Raw genomic sequence first — 16,221 nt, 5'->3', positions numbered from 1 at the left:
TGTTCGTGCTGACCCGCGCCGGTGCGCTAGCTGCGCATCAGGCCGCGCTGCCCGAACAGGGGCGAGCGGCCGGCAGCGGCGTTGCGACCGTCGTAGTACTTCGCGACACACGCGACCTCGTCGAGCGAACCAAAGATCAGCGGCACGCGCTCGTGAATGCCGGTGGCGCTGATATCGAGGATGCGGCGCTCGCCATCAATCGCAGCGGCACCGGCTTGCTCCATCAGCATCGCAATGGGGGCGGCCTCGTAGAGGAGACGCAGGCGCCCCTGGGCGTAGCCCTTCCGGTTGTCGCCCGGATACAGGAAGACGCCACCGCGCAGGAGCACGCGCTGAGCATCGGCGACCAGCGAGCCAAGCCAGCGCATGTTGAAGTCCTTGTCCAGGGGACCGTCCGAACCGCGCAGGCAATCCTCGACATAGGCCTTCACAGGTCCGTCCCAGTGCCGGGCATTCGAGGCATTGATCGCGTATTCCTTCGCCGAAGTAACGACGTCCAGGCGCGGGTGCGTCAGGCGGAAGGTGCGTTCGGCGCGGTCGAGCGTGTAGATCTGCGTGCCGTGGCCGAGCGTGACGACCAGGGATGTCGCCGGCCCATAGGTCACGAACCCTGCGGCGATCTGCGCAGTGCCGGGGGTGGTGAAGGAGGAGATCGAATCCGCGTCTCCGGCCACAGCGGGACGGATGCCGAAGATCGACCCCACCGCCATATTCACGCCGATGTTGGATGAGCCGTCGAGCGGGTCGATCGCCACCGCGAGCGGTGCGCCGGGGGTGAGTTGCATCATGCCCTCGGCCTCTTCCGAAGCCACCACAGCGACCGGCGCACCGCGCAGAGCTTCGGTGAAGCGCTCGTGGGCCAGGACGTCGAGGGCTTTCTGGACGTCGCCGTCGCTGTTGTGCTCGCCGGTGGCGGCGAGATCGGCTCCGCCGAGCATGCCCCGGCCGATCACCTCGCTGACATCGACGGCGGCTTCGGCACAGGCGGCGACCACGGCCGCCGCATCGGCGAGTTGCGCATCGGCCGACACCATTGTCGCGAGGCAATCCGCGAGAGTGGATCCGAACTCCAGAGACACCGTCGACATGAACGTCCGTCCTTCTTCATTCCTGACAGGGAGGTCCCGGCCGACAGCTTCGAAGCGGAAGACTCCGCTTTCGCTCACCGACCGTTCACCGTCGCATCCTGCCCCTTGGCACGAGAGCGGCCAGCGACACCAGGGCTTCGAAAGCTTCGGCCCCCTCACGGCCCACATCGTATCACCGAAAGAATTCTGAAAAAACTTGCGAGCGATTCCAAAAAAACTAAAACCGCCTGATGCGCAACCTTTCCCTCAAACAGCTCCAGGCCGTCGCCGCGGTCGCCCGCCTCGGCACCATGACGCGTGCCGCGCAGGAGCTCAACGTGACCTCGGCCGCCCTCTACGCGCGCATCCGCCAGTTGGAGGAGGAAGCCGGCCTGATGCTGTTCGACCGGACACCCACAGGCTTGAAACCGACCGATGCCGGGCGCGAGATGCTGTGGGCGATCAACAGCATCAACACCGTGCTCGAAACCTGCGCCGACCGCCTGGAGACCCTGAAGGGGGGCAGCGGCGGACGTGTGGCCATGGGGGTGGTTTCCACGGCCAAGTACTTCGCTCCGGGGGTGATCGCCGGCTTCGTCGGCCTGCACCCGGCGGTGGAGATCAATCTCACGGTCGGCAACCGCGGCGCCATGGTCGAGGCTCTGCGCAACTACGAGATCGATTTTGCCATCATGGGCCGTCCGCCGCGCGATTTCGCCATTGAAGCGGAAATCTTCGGGCCACACCCGATCGTGATCATCGCAGGACCGCACCACCCCTTCGTCGGTCGCGCGGGCCTGACGCGGGCGGATCTCGCTCAGGAATCCTTTCTCGTCCGCGAGGAAGGTTCTGGCACCCGCACGGTGTTCGAGGAGTTCATGGCAGGCGTCATGATTAAGCGCGCCCGCCTGGGGATCGATTCCGGTTCGAACGAGACGATCAAGCAGGCTGTGATGGCAGGACTTGGCATCGCCCTCATCTCTGCCCACACGGTGGCAGCTGAACTGGACAGCGGGCGCCTCGCCGTCCTCAACGTGGAGGGCTTGCCGATCCGACGCGACTGGTACGCGGTACGCAGGGCCGACAAGGTTCTGGGCCCAGCTGCCGCGGCGTTCTGGGATTACGTCGCCAAGGACGGTGGCCGTTGGCTGCCCCAACTCCGGCTTTCGCAGAACCCGTCGTCGGTCACCGCGGAGTTCGAGGCATGAGCACGGCCGGTGTCGTCATCGTCGGCGCCGGTCAGGCCGGCTTCCAGGTCGCGGCCTCCCTGCGCGAGGCGGGCTTTGCCGATCCCATCACCCTGTTGGGCGACGAGGGCCTGCCCTATCAGCGCCCCCCCCTGTCGAAGGCTTATTTGGCTGGGAAGACCGATGCGGCCGGCCTCTGCCTGCGGCCGCCATCCTATTTCGTCGAACACAGGATCACCCATCGGTCGGGTGTGACCGCGACGGCAATCGACCGCCGGAAACGACGCGTGGCGCTCAGCGATGGAAGCGCGCTGGCCTACGACCATCTTGTGCTGGCCACTGGCGCCCGCAATCGATCGCTACCGGTCCCAGGGGCAAACCTGGCGGGCGTCCATCAACTGCGGACCCTCGCCGATGCAGACGCTCTCAGGGCGGCCCGTGACAGAGCAAACGCCATCGCGATCATCGGTGCGGGCTTCATCGGCCTGGAATTCGCCGGCATCTGTGCCGGCTCCGGCATTCCCGTGACCGTCATCGAGGCGGCGGACCGGCCGATGGCCCGGGCCGTCTCGCCCGAGACAGCTCGCTTCTTCACGAACGCGCACACCCGAGCCGGGATACGCTTCGCCTTCGGTGCAGGGGTTTCGGCGCTGGAGGGCAAGAATGGTCGCGTGGCCGAGGTTCAACTGGCCGATGGCTCCTCGATCGCAGCCGATCTTGTCCTGGTCGGCATCGGCGTCATTCCCAACGAGGATCTGGCCGAGGCCGCTGGTCTTGCCGTTGGCGACGGTATTCACACCGACGCAGTTCTGGCGACATCCGATCCGGGGATTTCGGCGGTGGGAGATTGTGCGTGCGTGCCAAGTCGGTTCGCGGCGGGGCAACCCGTCCGGATTGAATCGGTCCAGAACGCCGTGGATCAGGCTCGCTGTCTGGCGGCACGCCTGACCGGGCGCCCGACATCCTATGCCGCGGTACCGTGGTTCTGGAGCGATCAAGGACCGCATAAGCTCCAGATCGCAGGTCTGACACGGCCGGACGATGTCAGCGTGCTGCGTCCGTCGGCAACGGGATTGTCGATGTTCCGGTTCAGGGCGGGAGATCTCACCGGCGTCGAGACGGTGGACAGAGCCGCCGATCACATGGCGGCCCGGCGCATCCTCGGCCTTGGTCTCCGTTTGAGTCCCGAACAGGCGGCGGACGCGACGTGCGACCTGAAAGCTCTTGCCACCGCCCGATAGGATTTAACGGAGCAGTCTCTAGCGGTCGTTCTCGGTGTTGAGAGCATCCACCCGTGTGCCCTCGCCACGACCCTGCTCGCTGAGACGGACACCATCGGAGCCTCCGTCCTGGCTGAATAGGACCCCTTGGGTCATGAAGACGCTGCGCAGCGCTTCGATCTGACCGGATGGTGCCTCGCGCCTACCCGATTCGAAATCGCGCACGAAATCCTGACCGAGCCCGAGTTTGCCGGCAAGATCCGATTCCGACCAGTTGAGGAGCGCGCGTGCGGCGCGTGACTGAGCCGGCGTCATGGTATTCGGGCCGGAGGCCTCGGCCTGCAATCCGCTCGGGGCACCCTCGTCCGATCCCACCACCGCGCAAACTCCCACATCGTGACACTCCGCCGGACAACGGCAGCATGGGGCGATCGTTCAATGAGAAATGGCGAGCATGGAAAAATTGTCGGCGTGTTGGTTTGTGGGGGATCGAACCAAGATCGAGCCGAATCCAGCCTCACGTGGACTTGACCATATTTGTGCTGGAATCTTATCGGATTGGCCGCAGCGCACGTCCTGCTCGACGGTTGCGCGCGCGATGCCGCGGCGAGCCCCGGATCGGGACCGGCGCGGTTGCAACGTTCGACGCGACGCGACGCGCGCTTGAAAGGGAGCCAGACGATGAGAGCAATCCCAATCGCCGTGGTCGCCGGCGCCATCGTGGCCGGGATCATGTCCACGGCGGCGAACGCGCAGATGGGCAACAACGTCACGGGATTCGGCCGCGACGCTCGCGAGAAGCCGGAGAAGAAGCAGTACGTTCCGGCCGCCAAACCGCAGGAAAAGATTTTTCCGCTCGACGCGACTTGGACGGCGGTCAGCCTGAACGGAAAGCCCTTCGGCGGCAACGACCGTCCGAGCTTCATGATCGACAAGCAGTATCGAGCCCGCGGCTACGGCGGCTGCAACACCTTCGCGGCAACCGCGTTCCCGCTCAGGGAACAGCACCTTGCCGTCGGTCCGCTCGCACTGACCAAGAAGCCCTGCGACAAGGGTTTGAGTGCCAGCGAGCAGGATTTCTTCATTGCGCTCCGTACCGCAGGGCAATGGGATCTGGTGGGGTCGCAACTGGTGATCAAGAGCCAGAAGGGCGAGCTGCGTTTCGACCGGGCTCTCTGAAACGCGGGCTTTAAGGCTCCGTTGACGACGATCCGCGGTCGCGACCGCAGATTTACGCCGCGTTCAAGACGCCCTGCGCCTTCTCACCCCATCGCCGAGTCTCTTGGCGGATGGGGAGCATGTGATGAGCACGAGGCTGTCATGGACGACCGGCAGCAATGGCCTTCGGCCCGGCCTGCGGGAGGAAACCCGGTACGCCTGGCCCCAGAGCGTCCATGCGGGTGCCGCGATGATCGCGGGGGCGAGCCCCGCACTCGCCACGGTGATGATCGTTTGCGCGGCCCTGCTGATCCACTGATCCCCGGAGCCTCTCTGCAGCCTGCCTAGCCCGAACAACTAAGTTCTCCGGTTTAAGCTTGGAACAGTAGAGAAATCCTACCGTGCTCCAATAAGGTTGGCATTAGAGAAGGATTGTCTTTGTCCTCCGGACTTTGCCGATTGCTTCCACGGAAACGACACGATATCTCCCGGCTCTGAGGTCGTCCCATGCGAGATCCGGCGCGTCCTTGTGCCGGCCGCCTGCGCGCCACTCACATGCTGTTCAGGAGAGATCTATGGCCGCGTCCCAGAGCCCCGCTTCCACCCGCATGCCGGGCCACGGCCACATCTTCGGCTCGATCACCGAGACCATCGGCAACACGCCCCTGGTGCGCCTGAACCGCATCACCAAGGAGCACGGGGTTGACGCCGAGATCCTGCTCAAGCTCGAGTTCTTCAACCCCATCGCGAGCGTCAAGGATCGCATCGGCGTCAACATGATCGACGCCCTGGAAGCCTCTGGGAAGCTGAAGCCCGGTGGCACCCTGGTGGAGCCGACCTCGGGAAACACCGGCATCGCCCTGGCATTCGTGGCGGCCGCCCGCGGCTACCGTCTCATCCTGGTGATGCCCGAGACCATGTCTCTGGAGCGCCGCAAGATGCTGGCGTTCCTCGGAGCCGAACTCGCGCTGACCCCCGGCCCGCAGGGTATGAAGGGCGCCATCGCCAAGGCCGAGGAGCTCCTCAACGAGATCCCGGGCGCGATCATGCCCCAGCAGTTTTCCAACCCCGCCAACCCTGAGATCCACCGCAAAACCACGGCCGAAGAGATCTGGAACGACACCCAGGGCCATCTCGACGCCTTCGTGGCCGGTGTCGGCACTGGCGGCACCATCACGGGTGTCGGTTCGGTGCTGAAGCCGCGCTTGCCCGGCCTGAAGATTGTGGCCGTCGAGCCCACCGACTCGCCGGTCATCTCCGGCGGCCAGCCCGGCCCGCACAAGATCCAGGGCATCGGCGCCGGGTTCATCCCGGACAACCTCGACAAGTCGATCATCGACGAAGTCATCACGGTCTCGAACCAGGAAGCATTCGATACCTCGCGTCAGCTGTCACGTCTCGAAGGCATTCCCGGTGGCATCTCCACCGGCGGCAACGTGGCTGCGGCCCTGAAGCTTGCCGCCCGTCCCGACTTCCGCGGCAAGCGCATCGTCACCGTCGCCTGCTCCTTCGCGGAGCGTTACATCTCGTCGGCGCTGTTCGACGGTCTCTGATCAGCGATCGGGTCCGGCAGAACACGGCCGGACCCACCTCGTCCGTCTGTGCGGATGTGCGTCCGCCCACGAGGCAACCTCGTGGGCCGCGACGGGTTGAGCCTCCAAGATCAGGAGGACACCATGACCGACGAGCCGCGCGAGCGACCCTCGCTGAAGGATTTCGACGCCTACGCCGATCGCAATGGCCAGGACCTGGGACAGGACAACGCCCGCGATCTCGGCCTCCCCTCTCGGACCCAGGGTGACCTGAAGGGCAACCCGATGGGTGAAGCCGAGACTGCCCGCATCGCCTCCGGCACGCCCGGATCGGATGCTTCGGACCAGACGGCGGCCGAGACGCCCTCCGCCAACCTCAAGCAGATCGGCGACGCCGCGCAGAACGCAGGGTCCGCACCGTCCGGCGCCGCGAAGGAAGCGATCGATCGCGCAACCGCGCCCAACGGTAAGGATGCGGGAGAGTAGCGATGCCGAACGACCAAATTCCCATCGTCGGCACCCGCAAGCCGGACGCCGATGTCGGCAAACCCGGCGCACCTGCCGTGGCAGGGGGCCGTCAATCCGCTGCGCAGACCTCCATCACGCAACAGGGCTCCGGTGGCGAGACGGATACGCGCCGCAACGCCGCCTGGACCGGAACGCCGAAGGGTCGCAACCCTGCTCCGGTCGGTGGTTCGTCGGATGGTCAGTCGGATCGACGCCAGCCCGGCGGCACCGGTTCCGAAACGAGTTCTGGAGAGTGATGCGATGACGGCGCAGAACGAAACGGATCGGCCGAAGGACAATGCCCCGGCGAAGGGCAAGCCCGCCAACACCGCGCCCGACGCGGTGATGGATCCGAACGAAAAGACGGACGGCAAGCCGGGGCAAGGGCCGAAGGGCGGTAACCAGCCGGATGGCGAGACGGACCCCGGCAGCGGCTGACGGGGAACGCTCCCGCGCCACGGCTCCAGACGCTCTCCGATCCAGCAAGCACATCGGGGAGAATTCGGACGAAGGCGCCAGTCAACGCCGGCTTGAAATTTAGTGTAGCGACAGTGATTCCGCGATTTGCGTCGAGCATCTGCGTATCCTGCTGCCGGCCGAACCGGCAGAGCTCCGTGCGGTGCCCGTCCTGCGCGTTCGTAACCGGCACCCCAGCGAACGATCGACTTCCACCAAGCCCCCCTGTCTCCTTGTGAGATGGGAGCGACGCGATACTCTGCGGATCAGGGAGATCCGCCGATGAATGCCTCGACAACGGCCGACAGGGCCGCGCCATCGATCTATGACCGGGACCTCGACCGGAACCCGGCGAATTACCAGCCGCTGACCCCGCTGAGCTACCTCGACCGGGCGGCGCGCGTCTTTCCAAACCACATTGCCGTCATCCATGGTCCCCTGCGGCGCAATTATGCCGAGCTATACAGGCGCTGCCGCCGGTTCGGGTCGGCGCTTGCGGCGCGTGGCATCGGGCGCGGCGACACCGTCGCGGTGATTCTGGCCAATACGCCGGAGATGATCGAGGTCCATTACGGGGTGCCGATGACGGGCGCCGTCCTCAACACCCTGAACACCCGCCTCGATGCCGCCGGGCTCGCGTTCTGCCTCGACCACGGCGAGGCCAAGGTGCTGATCGCCGATCGGGAGTTCGCCAAGGTCGTGGCCGCAGCCCTGGCTCAGGCCCGGGTGAGGCCACTGGTGATCGATGTCGACGACCTGGTATACACCGAGGGTGACGAAACGGTCGGCAGCCTCGACTACGAAACGCTCCTGGAAGAGGGCGACCCGGCCTGGGACTGGGCGATGCCGGGTGACGAGTGGGACGCGATCTCGCTCAACTACACGTCGGGCACCACCGGAAATCCGAAGGGCGTGGTCTACCACCATCGCGGGGCCGCGCTTCTCAGCCTCGGCAATGTGATCACGGGCAATCTCGGCCAGCACCCGGTCTATCTCTGGACCCTGCCGATGTTCCACTGCAACGGCTGGTGCTTCCCCTGGACGCTGTCGGTGGTCGCCGGCACCCATGTGTGCCTGCGGCAGGTGCGGGCCGGCGCGCTCTATGCGGCATTGGCCGAGCATGGGGTGACGCATCTCTGCGGGGCGCCGATCGTGATGCAGCTCCTCCTCAACGCCTCCGAGGCCGAGCGCCGCCCCCTGCCCCGGCGGGTCGCCTTCCTGACGGCGGCCGCGCCCCCGCCCCAGGCGGTCCTCGGTGCCATGGGCGCGGCCGGCTTCGACGTCACCCACCTGTACGGCCTGACCGAGACCTACGGTCCGGCGGTGGTGAATGCCTGGCATCGGGATTGGGACGCCCTGGACGCCGAGGCGCGTGCGGAGAAGATGGCGCGCCAGGGCGTGCGCTACCCGGTGCTCGAGGGCTTCGATATCCGCGATCCCGAAACCTGCGAATCGGTGCCGGCCGACGGCGTGACGATGGGCGAGGCGATGTTTCGCGGTAACGTGGTGATGCGCGGCTACCTGAAGAACCCGAAAGCCACCGCGGCGGCCTTCGCGGGCGGCTGGTTCCGCTCCGGCGATCTCGGGGTCAAGCACCCGGACGGCTACATCCAGCTCAAGGACCGTTCGAAGGACATCATCATCTCGGGCGGCGAGAACATCTCGTCCATCGAGGTCGAGGACGCCCTGTTCCGCCACCCCGCCGTCTCCGCCGCCGCCGTGGTGGCCCGGCCGGACGCGAAATGGGGTGAGACCCCGATGGCGTTCGTCGAGCTGAAGCCCGACGCCACCGTGGAGGCCGACGCCCTCATCGCCTGGTGCCGCGACCGGCTGGCCGGCTACAAGCTCCCCCGCCACATCGTCTTCGGCGAGTTGCCGAAGACGTCGACCGGCAAGGTGCAGAAGTACCTGCTTCGGGAACGGGCGAAAGAGAGCTGAGCCGGCTTCATGGTGATCGATCGCAGGTCGGGACCCCGTCGATCAGGGGTGCCGGGACGCCCTGAGATCGTATTCCAAAGAAGAAAGGCCGGGCTTTCGCCCGGCCTTTCTTCGCACAAGTGGGTTGTGACTGGGGTCGCTTACGCGACGCCGCCCGAGCGCTCGAAGCGCTTGCGCTCGTTGGGGTCGAGGTAGGTCTTGCGCAGGCGGATCGACTTCGGCGTGACTTCCATCAGCTCGTCGTCCTGGATCCAGGCGAGCGAGCGCTCCAGGGTCATGCGGATCGGAGGGGTGAGGCGCACGGCCTCGTCCTTCGAGGTGGTGCGGATGTTGGTGAGCTTCTTGCCCTTGAGCACGTTCACCTCGAGGTCGTTCTCGCGGTTGTGCTCGCCGATGATCATGCCCTGATAGACCTTGGCGCCGGGCTCGATCATCATCGGGCCGCGATCTTCCAGGTTCCACATGGCGTAGGCCACGGCCTCGCCCTTGTCGTTCGAGATCAGCACGCCGTTGCGGCGGCCGGGCATCTCGCCCTTGTAGGGCTCGTAGGCCTTGAACAGGCGGTTCATGATCGCGGTGCCGCGGGTATCGGTCATGAGCTCACCCTGGTAGCCGATGAGGCCGCGGGTGGGCGCATGGAAGACGAGGCGCAGGCGCGAGCCGCCCGACGGCTTCATCTCGATCATCTCGGCCTTGCGCTCGGACATCTTCTGCACGACGACGCCGGAATACTCCTCGTCGACGTCGACCACGACCTCTTCGACGGGCTCGAGGACGTTGTCGTTCTCATCCTTCGAGAGCACCACGCGGGGACGCGAGACGGCGATCTCGAAGCCTTCGCGGCGCATGGTCTCGATCAGGATGGCGAGCTGGAGTTCGCCGCGGCCCGAGACGAAGAACGAATCCTTGTCGGCCGCCTCCTCGATCTTGAGCGTGACGTTGCCCTCGGCCTCCTTGAACAGGCGGTCGCGGATCATGCGGCTCGTGACCTTGTCGCCCTCGGTGCCGGCCAGCGGCGAATCGTTGACGATGAACGACATGGTGACGGTGGGCGGATCGATCGGCTGGGCCTGGATCGGGGTCTCGACCTGCGGGTCGCAGAAGGTGTCGGCCACGGTGCCCTTCACGAGGCCCGCGATGGAGACGATGTCGCCAGCCTCACCCACGTCGATGGGCGCGCGCTCCAGGCCGCGGAAGGCCAGGATCTTCGAGACGCGACCGGTCTCCACCAGCTTGCCGGTGCGGTCCATGACCTTGATGGCCTGGTTCGGCTTGACGGTGCCGGACGCGATGCGGCCGGTGATGATGCGGCCGAGGAACGGGTTGGCTTCCAGCAGGGTGCCGAGCATCCGGAACGGACCCTCCTCGACCTTGGCCTGGGGCACGTGCGCGAGCACGAGGTCGAACAGCGGGGCGAGTCCCTCGGTCTGGTCGCCGTCGGGCGCCGTCGCCATCCAGCCGGCGCGGCCGGACCCGTAGAGGATCGGGAAGTCGAGCTGATCGTCGGTGGCGTCGAGCGCCGCGAACAGGTCGAACACCTCGTTCACCACCTCGGTGATGCGGGCGTCCGGACGGTCGACCTTGTTGATCGCCACGATCGGCTTCAGGCCGATCTTGAGGGCCTTGCCGACCACGAACTTGGTCTGGGGCATCGGGCCTTCGGCGGCGTCGACGAGCACGATCACGCCGTCCACCATCGAGAGGATGCGCTCCACCTCGCCGCCGAAATCGGCGTGGCCGGGGGTGTCGACGACGTTGACGCGGGTGTCCTTCCAGACGACCGAGGTCGCCTTGGCCAGGATGGTGATGCCACGCTCCTTCTCGAGATCGTTCGAGTCCATGGCGCGTTCCTCGACGCGCTGGTTCTCGCGGAACGATCCGGATTGCGACAGCAGCTTGTCGACGAGCGTCGTCTTGCCGTGGTCGACGTGGGCGATGATGGCGATATTACGAAGCTTCATGGGGTATCCGAAGCGAGAAGAGCCCGTCACGCAACGGGCCGCAGGAGGCGGCCGGCTACGCCGGGTCACGGGATCGAGCTATCGCGTCGCAATATAAGGTGTGGGCCTCCGGGGCAAGGGGGCCGTCCTGCATGCCTCCCGGCCCTGTGCAGCGGACACGCGCGATGAGGCAGCGTGACATCCTCCGGTTGCGGACGTTCAATGACCGAGCTCGGAGAACGCGATGATCGATCAGACCTTCCATATTTCCAGGCCCTTGGTCTCCATCGTGGCGATCGGCGATTCCGGGGAGGCGCTGCTCCTCCGCGCATTGCTGGAGAGCCTGTGCGCCTCGGTGCTGCTCCACCTTCCTGGCACCCCTGCGGATGTCCTTCTCGTTCTCGGAGCTGGCGGGTCACCTGCGGACCATCTCGTGCTCAGCGGCCACGGCGATGACGAAGGCTTCATCCTCGGAGAGCACGGGCCGGAGATCGACACCCGCTGCCTTACGCGGGGCCGTCTTTCTCCGGTGACCCTGGCGGAGCATATCACCCTGCCCGGCAAAGTCGTCGTGAGCACCGCCTGCGAGACGGGCACGGCCGCGTTCGGTTCCGCCTTCCTCAAAGGCGGCGTCGCGGCCTACATCGCTCCGAACGGCTCCCCGGAGGGAGCCGATGCCGTGCTCTTCGTGCATCGGCTGTTTCATCAGTTCCTCGCCCGACGCCGCCCCCTCGCCCTGGCCTTCGCCCATGCGGCGGGAGACGATGCGGCGGGCCGGATGTTCGTGGGCTACGGCATCGCCGCTCCGAGGTCGGATGGCGCCGTGCCGGCGGTTCGCCCCCGGTAGCGGCCGAGCGCCGTGACGCACACGAACGAGATCGCCGCGAGGGTGGTGCCGAAGGCGGCGATGGGCCACCAATGGCCCTGGAAGCGTTCGGCCAGGAGGGTGCCGACGATCGGCGTGAGCCCGCCCGCAAGGGCGCCGCACACCTGATAGGCCACGGAGATCGCGGTGTAGCGCACCCGCGTGGGGAAGGCGCCGGCCACGTAGCCGGCAATGACCGCGTAGAAGGTGGCGCTGCCGAGCACGTTGAGGGCGAGGCCGAGGGTCAGGGCCGGCACAGAGCCCATGTCGACCAGGAGGAAGAGCGGATAGGGCGCCAGCATCGCCCAGATCAGGGTGCCCTGGAGGAACAGGCGCTCGTTGCGAATCAGCTCCGCGATCCGCGCGCCCACCGGCGTCATCACGAACTGGACGCAGGCCGCCACCAGCAGCGCGTCGAGGATCGTGGCCCGGGGCAGGCCCAGATACTGGGTCGTGTAGGTGATCATGAAGGTGTTGAAGAGGTAGACCGAGCCGATCGCGAAGGTGTTGGCGCCGGCCGCCAGGGCCAGCGGCGTCAGGCTGGTGGCCAGAACCTCGCGAATCGGCGCCGGCGCCGGGGCGGCCCGGCTGCGATCCGCCTCGAAATCCGGTGATTCGCCGACGCCCAGGCGGATGAACAGGCCGACGAGGAGCAGGACCACGCTGACCAGGAACGGCAGGCGCCAGCCCCAGGCCAGGAAGCGCTCCGAATCCATGAGACCGGCCAGGCGGAAGGCCAGCAGCGACAGGATCTGCCCGGCCGAGCTGCCGAGTTGGGCGAACGACGCGAAGAAGGTCGCGCGCCCCTTCGGCGCGTGCTCGGCGGCCAGCAGCACCGCCCCGCCCCACTCGCCGCCGACCGCGATCCCCTGGAGGATGCGCAGGCCCACGAGGGCGATGGGCGCCCAGATCCCGATGCTGGCATAGGTCGGCAGCAGGCCGATGCCGGTGGTGGCCAGCCCCATCATCACCAGGGTGACCACCAGGGCCTTCTTGCGCCCGAGCCGGTCGCCGACATGCCCGAAGATCAGTCCGCCGAGGGGCCGGGCGAAGAAGCCGACCGCGAAGGTGCCGAAGGCCGCCAGGGTCGCCACGAAAGGCGTCGCCTCGGCGAAGAACAGCGGCCCGAACACCAGGGCGGCGGCGGTGCCGTAGATGAAGAAGTCGTACCACTCGATGGTGGTGCCGACGAAGGCCGCGATGGCGGCCCGGGCCGGTTGGCGCGGCGCGGGATCGGGTCTCGGGGTCGCGGACATGGGGTGGTCTCCCGGGCGAAGGAGCGGGGCGGCCGGACGGACCAGCAAGCCCCGGACCGCGCCGCGCGGTCAGGGCCTCGGCCCATCCTGAAGCCCCGCTCGACCGGATGCGCCCGGGTCCCTAAGCCGCTACTTCGCCGCCACGGGCCGCACCGACCACGTCGCCCAGTAGACCGGGCGGCCGAAGACGCTGGAACCGTTCGCGCCGCCCGGCCCCGGCGCCACCCGGTCGAGCCACGTCAGGAACCCGGCCTTGGCCTGATAACTCGTCGGGGTCGCGAGATTGCCGTAGCGGTCGGTCATCCAGAAATGCTGGCTGCGGCCGAACCGGCCCGAGCCGTCGCCGCCCGAGCGCAGGCCGAGATAGGCGGTGGAGCGCATGATCGCCTGCGGTTCCGAGAACCAGGTCAGTCCGGCCAGGGACCCCGGGGCGAGGTCGGCGCTGTACTGCACGCAGATATCGGCGACGGGGCCGTCCATGGTGTTGGCGGGACGGTTGCAGCGGTAGGCCACCACCCAGCGGTCCATGTCCCGGGCCTTGGCCACCCGCATCAGGCTCTGGGCCGGCAGCGGCTCCGCGATGGTGCGGGGCGCCGACCACACGCGGTCGGCGGTGAGATCGCGGCTGGTGCGCAGGTAGAGGCCCATCCGCCGGCTGGCCATCGGCGCCCCGCAATCGGAGGGCAGCACGTCGGTGTAGTAGTAGTGATAGGCCTGATCGACCACGCTGATGGCGCCGACGAGGTCGGTGCGGTCGAGGCCCTGGCCGGCGCAGTTGCCGAGGACGGGGGCGCCGGTCTCGTCGAGGACGGCGCTGGGGCCCGGCGCATCGGCAGCAGCCTGCGCGCGACTGCGGCGGCCACGCCGTGACCGGCCCTCTGCTCGCTCCTGCGCTCGCCCTTCCGCCCGCCCCTCGCCGAACGGCATCCAGGCGATGCCGTCCAGGCTGCGGCTGCGGATGTCGAAGCGGGTGAAGTCCAGGGTGCGGGCCTGGAGCAGCGCGTGCCGCTGGCCGGATTCGGTGGGCACGGCCGCGAGGAAGAACACGTAGGTGTAGGCGTCCCCGCCCCAGGCGCGTCCGGCCACGGTCATCGGATGGCGGGCGGCGATGCCCTCCTCCGTCGGCACCGGCGCGGGGGGCGCTTCCGCCCGGCCCCGGCCGCCGCGGCGACGCCGCTCCTGGCTGCGCGCGACCGTGCGGGCCATCTCCCACAGGCGGGCCTGCGTCGGCGGCATCGCGGTGGCGAGCTGCTCCGGCATGGCGCCGGAGCGGATCGAGCCGCCGTCCAGGGCCTCGGTGGCGCGCCGCGGCGCGCAGGACTCGGCCTCGCCGCGCCTGGATTTCGGGGCGGCCAACGGCGTCTCGGCCTGGTAGACGGCCTGGAGCGGCCCGGTGGCGGGCGTCGTCCGGACGAGCTGGACGCTGCCGGCCGATTCACAGGCGCGGGGGGTGAAGAATACGCCCTCGGCCTCGCCGCCCCGGCAGATCTCCAGGGTGCCGCCGCCGGTGACGTAGCAGCTGGTATCGGTGGTCTGCGCCGCCGCCCCGGAGATGCCCAGCGCCGCCATCAGGCCGGCCAACAGAGGCGCCGACGCGCGGCGATGGGCGCCGGACGGCGCGGCGGGTGGGGAAAAACGCTGATATGTCACGGGCCTTAGGGGTAGCGCGCCGGGGCCTTTCGGCAAGGCGGCGACCGGGTGCCATCCACATCGCGTTGCGTCACGTTTTCGCGGATGCGGCTCGGGTCAGGGCGCGGACCGGCGCTCCGTCCCGCACCATTCGGCGATGAACAGCGCCATCGCGGTGGTGATCCGCTGGACCGAGGCGAGGCTCACGCGCTCGTCGAAGCCGTGGATGTTCTGACTGATCGGGCCGTAGCAGAGTGCGGGCACCCGGTCGTAGAGCGCGTAGACGCGGGTATCGAGATAGCTCGGCGACATGAAGCTCTCGAGGTCCCGGCCGGTTGCGGCCCGGTGCGCCCGCCCCAGCACCGCCTCCGCCTCGGAGCCCTCCGCCAGGGCGTAGCCCTCGGCGAAGAAGCCGTTGAAGGCGATCCGGGGCGGGGTGTTCGACAGGAAGGCGTCGTCGCGGGCGAAATCGGCCACCGCCTGCTCCACCGCGCGGGCGGCCTCCGCCGCCGAGAGCCCGGGATACAGGGCGATGCGGCAGTCGATCCGGCACCAGGCCGGCACCGACGAGGCCCAGTCGCCGCCCTCGATCCGGCCGACATTGAGGTTGATGGCGTCGGGCTGGTCGGCGAAGTGGGGATGGGCCGCCTTCTCGGCGTTCCAGCGCGCCTCCAGGGCCCGCAGGGCGCCGATCACCCGATAGGTGGCGTCGATGGCGTTGGCCCCGGCCCCCATCTCGCGGACATGGACCGGGCGGCCGCGCACCTCGACGGTGAACCACAGCACGCCGACATTGGCGCGCACGAGCTTCTCGTCCTCGGGCTCCGGGATCAGGACCGCATCGGCGCGGTAGCCGCGCAGATGGGTCATCAGGGCGCCGTTGCCGGTGGATTCCTCCTCCACCACGGATTGCAGGGTCACGGTGGCGGCCGGCTGCAGCCCGAGCCGCGCCAGAGCGTCGAGGGCGAACAGGTTGGCGGCATGGCCCGCCTTCATGTCGGCGGCGCCGCGCCCGTACATCCAGTCGCCATCGATGACCGGCTCGAAGGGCGGGTGGGTCCACAGATCGGCCGGCCCCGGCGGCACCACGTCGACATGGGCCTGGAGGATCAGCGAGCGCCCGGTCTCGGCCCGCGGCCGATGGATGCCGACCACCAGGGGCGCCCGGGAATGCGTCTCCGACAGCGCGCCCCCGCCCGGATGGGCGGCGAGCGCCGCCGCGTCCATGGCGAAGCGATCGATGGCGTAGCCGCGGTCGCGGAAGGCGCGGAACACGAAATCCTGGATCGCGTGCTCGGCCCCGCGCGTCGATCCGAACCGCACCAGGGCCTGGGTGTGGGCGACCTGCTCGGGAAACCCGGCGGCGACGGCCTCGGCGATGCGGGCGGCCAAATCTGGGTCGAGCGCGGGGCTGAGAGCGGGATCGGGGGGCATCGGCTCTCCTGCGCGGCGACGGATCGCGTCAG

General features: G+C 68.0%; 16 protein-coding genes. 10 read left to right on the top strand and 6 right to left on the bottom strand.

Annotated features, from left to right (window positions below; translation table 11 throughout):
* Positions 1-26: 26 nt before the first annotated feature.
* Positions 27-1,088: a class 1 fructose-bisphosphatase gene (locus ACV7NL_RS06880; RefSeq protein ID WP_463355250.1), complete on the bottom strand. Its 1,062-nt coding sequence runs from the start codon at positions 1,086-1,088 to the stop codon at positions 27-29.
* A 230-nt stretch (positions 1,089-1,318) separates the two neighbouring features.
* Between ACV7NL_RS06880 and ACV7NL_RS06875 the strand changes: the two genes are divergently transcribed.
* Together ACV7NL_RS06875 and ACV7NL_RS06870 are read left to right on the top strand one after the other, a co-directional pair.
* On the top strand, positions 1,319-2,275 hold the full coding sequence (locus ACV7NL_RS06875) for a LysR family transcriptional regulator (protein WP_056178801.1): 957 nt from the start codon (positions 1,319-1,321) through the stop codon (positions 2,273-2,275).
* Entirely contained in the window at positions 2,272-3,495 is a 1,224-nt protein-coding gene (locus ACV7NL_RS06870; RefSeq protein ID WP_463355249.1) for an NAD(P)/FAD-dependent oxidoreductase, read from the top strand. The genes ACV7NL_RS06875 and ACV7NL_RS06870 overlap by 4 nt, the downstream gene beginning before the upstream one ends.
* An 18-nt stretch (positions 3,496-3,513) precedes the next feature.
* Here the strand turns inward: ACV7NL_RS06870 and ACV7NL_RS06865 are convergent, their stop codons facing one another.
* Positions 3,514-3,852 carry a helix-turn-helix domain-containing protein gene (locus ACV7NL_RS06865; protein WP_463355248.1) on the bottom strand — a complete coding sequence of 113 codons (339 nt, stop codon included), beginning with the start codon at positions 3,850-3,852 and terminating at the stop codon, positions 3,514-3,516.
* A 303-nt stretch (positions 3,853-4,155) separates the two neighbouring features.
* Here ACV7NL_RS06865 and ACV7NL_RS06860 point away from each other — a divergent pair, with 303 nt between their 5' ends.
* From ACV7NL_RS06860 to ACV7NL_RS06830, 7 genes are all read left to right on the top strand, one after another.
* Positions 4,156-4,653, top strand: a complete 498-nt coding sequence (locus tag ACV7NL_RS06860; RefSeq protein WP_463357068.1) for an META domain-containing protein — start codon at positions 4,156-4,158, stop codon at positions 4,651-4,653.
* A 124-nt stretch (positions 4,654-4,777) separates the two neighbouring features.
* Complete coding sequence (locus ACV7NL_RS06855; RefSeq protein WP_247636551.1) at positions 4,778-4,951, top strand: hypothetical protein; 174 nt, start codon at positions 4,778-4,780, stop codon at positions 4,949-4,951.
* A gap of 256 nt (positions 4,952-5,207) precedes the next feature.
* Entirely contained in the window at positions 5,208-6,185 is a 978-nt protein-coding gene (gene cysK / locus ACV7NL_RS06850; RefSeq protein WP_056178788.1) for a cysteine synthase A, read from the top strand.
* A 123-nt stretch (positions 6,186-6,308) separates the two neighbouring features.
* Positions 6,309-6,650 carry a hypothetical protein gene (locus ACV7NL_RS06845; RefSeq protein ID WP_463355247.1) on the top strand — a complete coding sequence of 114 codons (342 nt, stop codon included), beginning with the start codon at positions 6,309-6,311 and terminating at the stop codon, positions 6,648-6,650.
* A gap of 2 nt (positions 6,651-6,652) precedes the next feature.
* Positions 6,653-6,928, top strand: coding sequence for a hypothetical protein (locus ACV7NL_RS06840; RefSeq protein WP_463355246.1), 276 nt, complete (start codon positions 6,653-6,655; stop codon positions 6,926-6,928).
* A gap of 4 nt (positions 6,929-6,932) precedes the next feature.
* A complete protein-coding gene (locus tag ACV7NL_RS06835) occupies positions 6,933-7,109 on the top strand; it encodes a hypothetical protein (protein ID WP_200940874.1) in 177 nt (58 codons plus the stop codon).
* Positions 7,110-7,409: 300 nt separating this feature from the next.
* On the top strand, positions 7,410-9,065 hold the full coding sequence (locus tag ACV7NL_RS06830; RefSeq protein ID WP_463355245.1) for an acyl-CoA synthetase: 1,656 nt from the start codon (positions 7,410-7,412) through the stop codon (positions 9,063-9,065).
* 140 nt (positions 9,066-9,205) lie between these two features.
* Here ACV7NL_RS06830 and typA read toward each other — a convergent pair whose 3' ends face one another.
* Complete coding sequence (gene typA, locus ACV7NL_RS06825) at positions 9,206-11,026, bottom strand: translational GTPase TypA (protein WP_056178778.1); 1,821 nt, start codon at positions 11,024-11,026, stop codon at positions 9,206-9,208.
* A 223-nt stretch (positions 11,027-11,249) separates the two neighbouring features.
* Between typA and ACV7NL_RS06820 the strand changes: the two genes are divergently transcribed.
* Positions 11,250-11,852, top strand: a complete 603-nt coding sequence (locus ACV7NL_RS06820) for a hypothetical protein (protein ID WP_463355244.1) — start codon at positions 11,250-11,252, stop codon at positions 11,850-11,852.
* On the opposite strand, the gene ACV7NL_RS06815 is transcribed toward ACV7NL_RS06820, so the two are convergent.
* From ACV7NL_RS06815 to ACV7NL_RS06805, 3 genes are all read right to left on the bottom strand, one after another.
* Positions 11,795-13,126 carry an MFS transporter gene (locus ACV7NL_RS06815; RefSeq protein WP_463355243.1) on the bottom strand — a complete coding sequence of 444 codons (1,332 nt, stop codon included), beginning with the start codon at positions 13,124-13,126 and terminating at the stop codon, positions 11,795-11,797. The two genes, ACV7NL_RS06820 and ACV7NL_RS06815, sit on opposite strands and share 58 nt — an antisense overlap.
* Before the next feature lie 129 nt (positions 13,127-13,255).
* On the bottom strand, positions 13,256-14,707 hold the full coding sequence (locus ACV7NL_RS06810; protein WP_463355242.1) for a hypothetical protein: 1,452 nt from the start codon (positions 14,705-14,707) through the stop codon (positions 13,256-13,258).
* Between the two features lie 165 nt (positions 14,708-14,872).
* Positions 14,873-16,189 carry an ArgE/DapE family deacylase gene (locus ACV7NL_RS06805; RefSeq protein WP_463355241.1) on the bottom strand — a complete coding sequence of 439 codons (1,317 nt, stop codon included), beginning with the start codon at positions 16,187-16,189 and terminating at the stop codon, positions 14,873-14,875.
* Positions 16,190-16,221 lie beyond the last annotated feature (32 nt).

It is taken from the genome of Methylobacterium sp. Ger2507 (assembly GCF_055231875.1).
Note: the sequence above shows the minus strand (reverse complement) of the source record. Positions and strands in the feature narration are given on the sequence as shown.

Bases quoted from the DNA above. Each gene is read 5' to 3' on its own strand.
- ACV7NL_RS06840 (WP_463355246.1), top strand. From the start codon at position 6,653: ATGCCGAACGACCAAATTCCCATCGTCGGCACCCGCAAGCCGGACGCC.
- ACV7NL_RS06875 (WP_056178801.1), top strand. From the start codon at position 1,319: ATGCGCAACCTTTCCCTCAAACAGCTCCAGGCCGTCGCCGCGGTCGCC.
- ACV7NL_RS06805 (WP_463355241.1), bottom strand. From the start codon at position 16,189: ATGCCCCCCGATCCCGCTCTCAGCCCCGCGCTCGACCCAGATTTGGCC.
- ACV7NL_RS06860 (WP_463357068.1), top strand. From the start codon at position 4,156: ATGAGAGCAATCCCAATCGCCGTGGTCGCCGGCGCCATCGTGGCCGGG.
- ACV7NL_RS06845 (WP_463355247.1), top strand. From the start codon at position 6,309: ATGACCGACGAGCCGCGCGAGCGACCCTCGCTGAAGGATTTCGACGCC.
- ACV7NL_RS06870 (WP_463355249.1), top strand. From the start codon at position 2,272: ATGAGCACGGCCGGTGTCGTCATCGTCGGCGCCGGTCAGGCCGGCTTC.
- ACV7NL_RS06880 (WP_463355250.1), bottom strand. From the start codon at position 1,088: ATGTCGACGGTGTCTCTGGAGTTCGGATCCACTCTCGCGGATTGCCTC.
- ACV7NL_RS06855 (WP_247636551.1), top strand. From the start codon at position 4,778: ATGAGCACGAGGCTGTCATGGACGACCGGCAGCAATGGCCTTCGGCCC.
- typA (WP_056178778.1), bottom strand. From the start codon at position 11,026: ATGAAGCTTCGTAATATCGCCATCATCGCCCACGTCGACCACGGCAAG.
- ACV7NL_RS06820 (WP_463355244.1), top strand. From the start codon at position 11,250: ATGATCGATCAGACCTTCCATATTTCCAGGCCCTTGGTCTCCATCGTG.
- cysK (WP_056178788.1), top strand. From the start codon at position 5,208: ATGGCCGCGTCCCAGAGCCCCGCTTCCACCCGCATGCCGGGCCACGGC.
- ACV7NL_RS06815 (WP_463355243.1), bottom strand. From the start codon at position 13,126: ATGTCCGCGACCCCGAGACCCGATCCCGCGCCGCGCCAACCGGCCCGG.
- ACV7NL_RS06830 (WP_463355245.1), top strand. From the start codon at position 7,410: ATGAATGCCTCGACAACGGCCGACAGGGCCGCGCCATCGATCTATGAC.
- ACV7NL_RS06835 (WP_200940874.1), top strand. From the start codon at position 6,933: ATGACGGCGCAGAACGAAACGGATCGGCCGAAGGACAATGCCCCGGCG.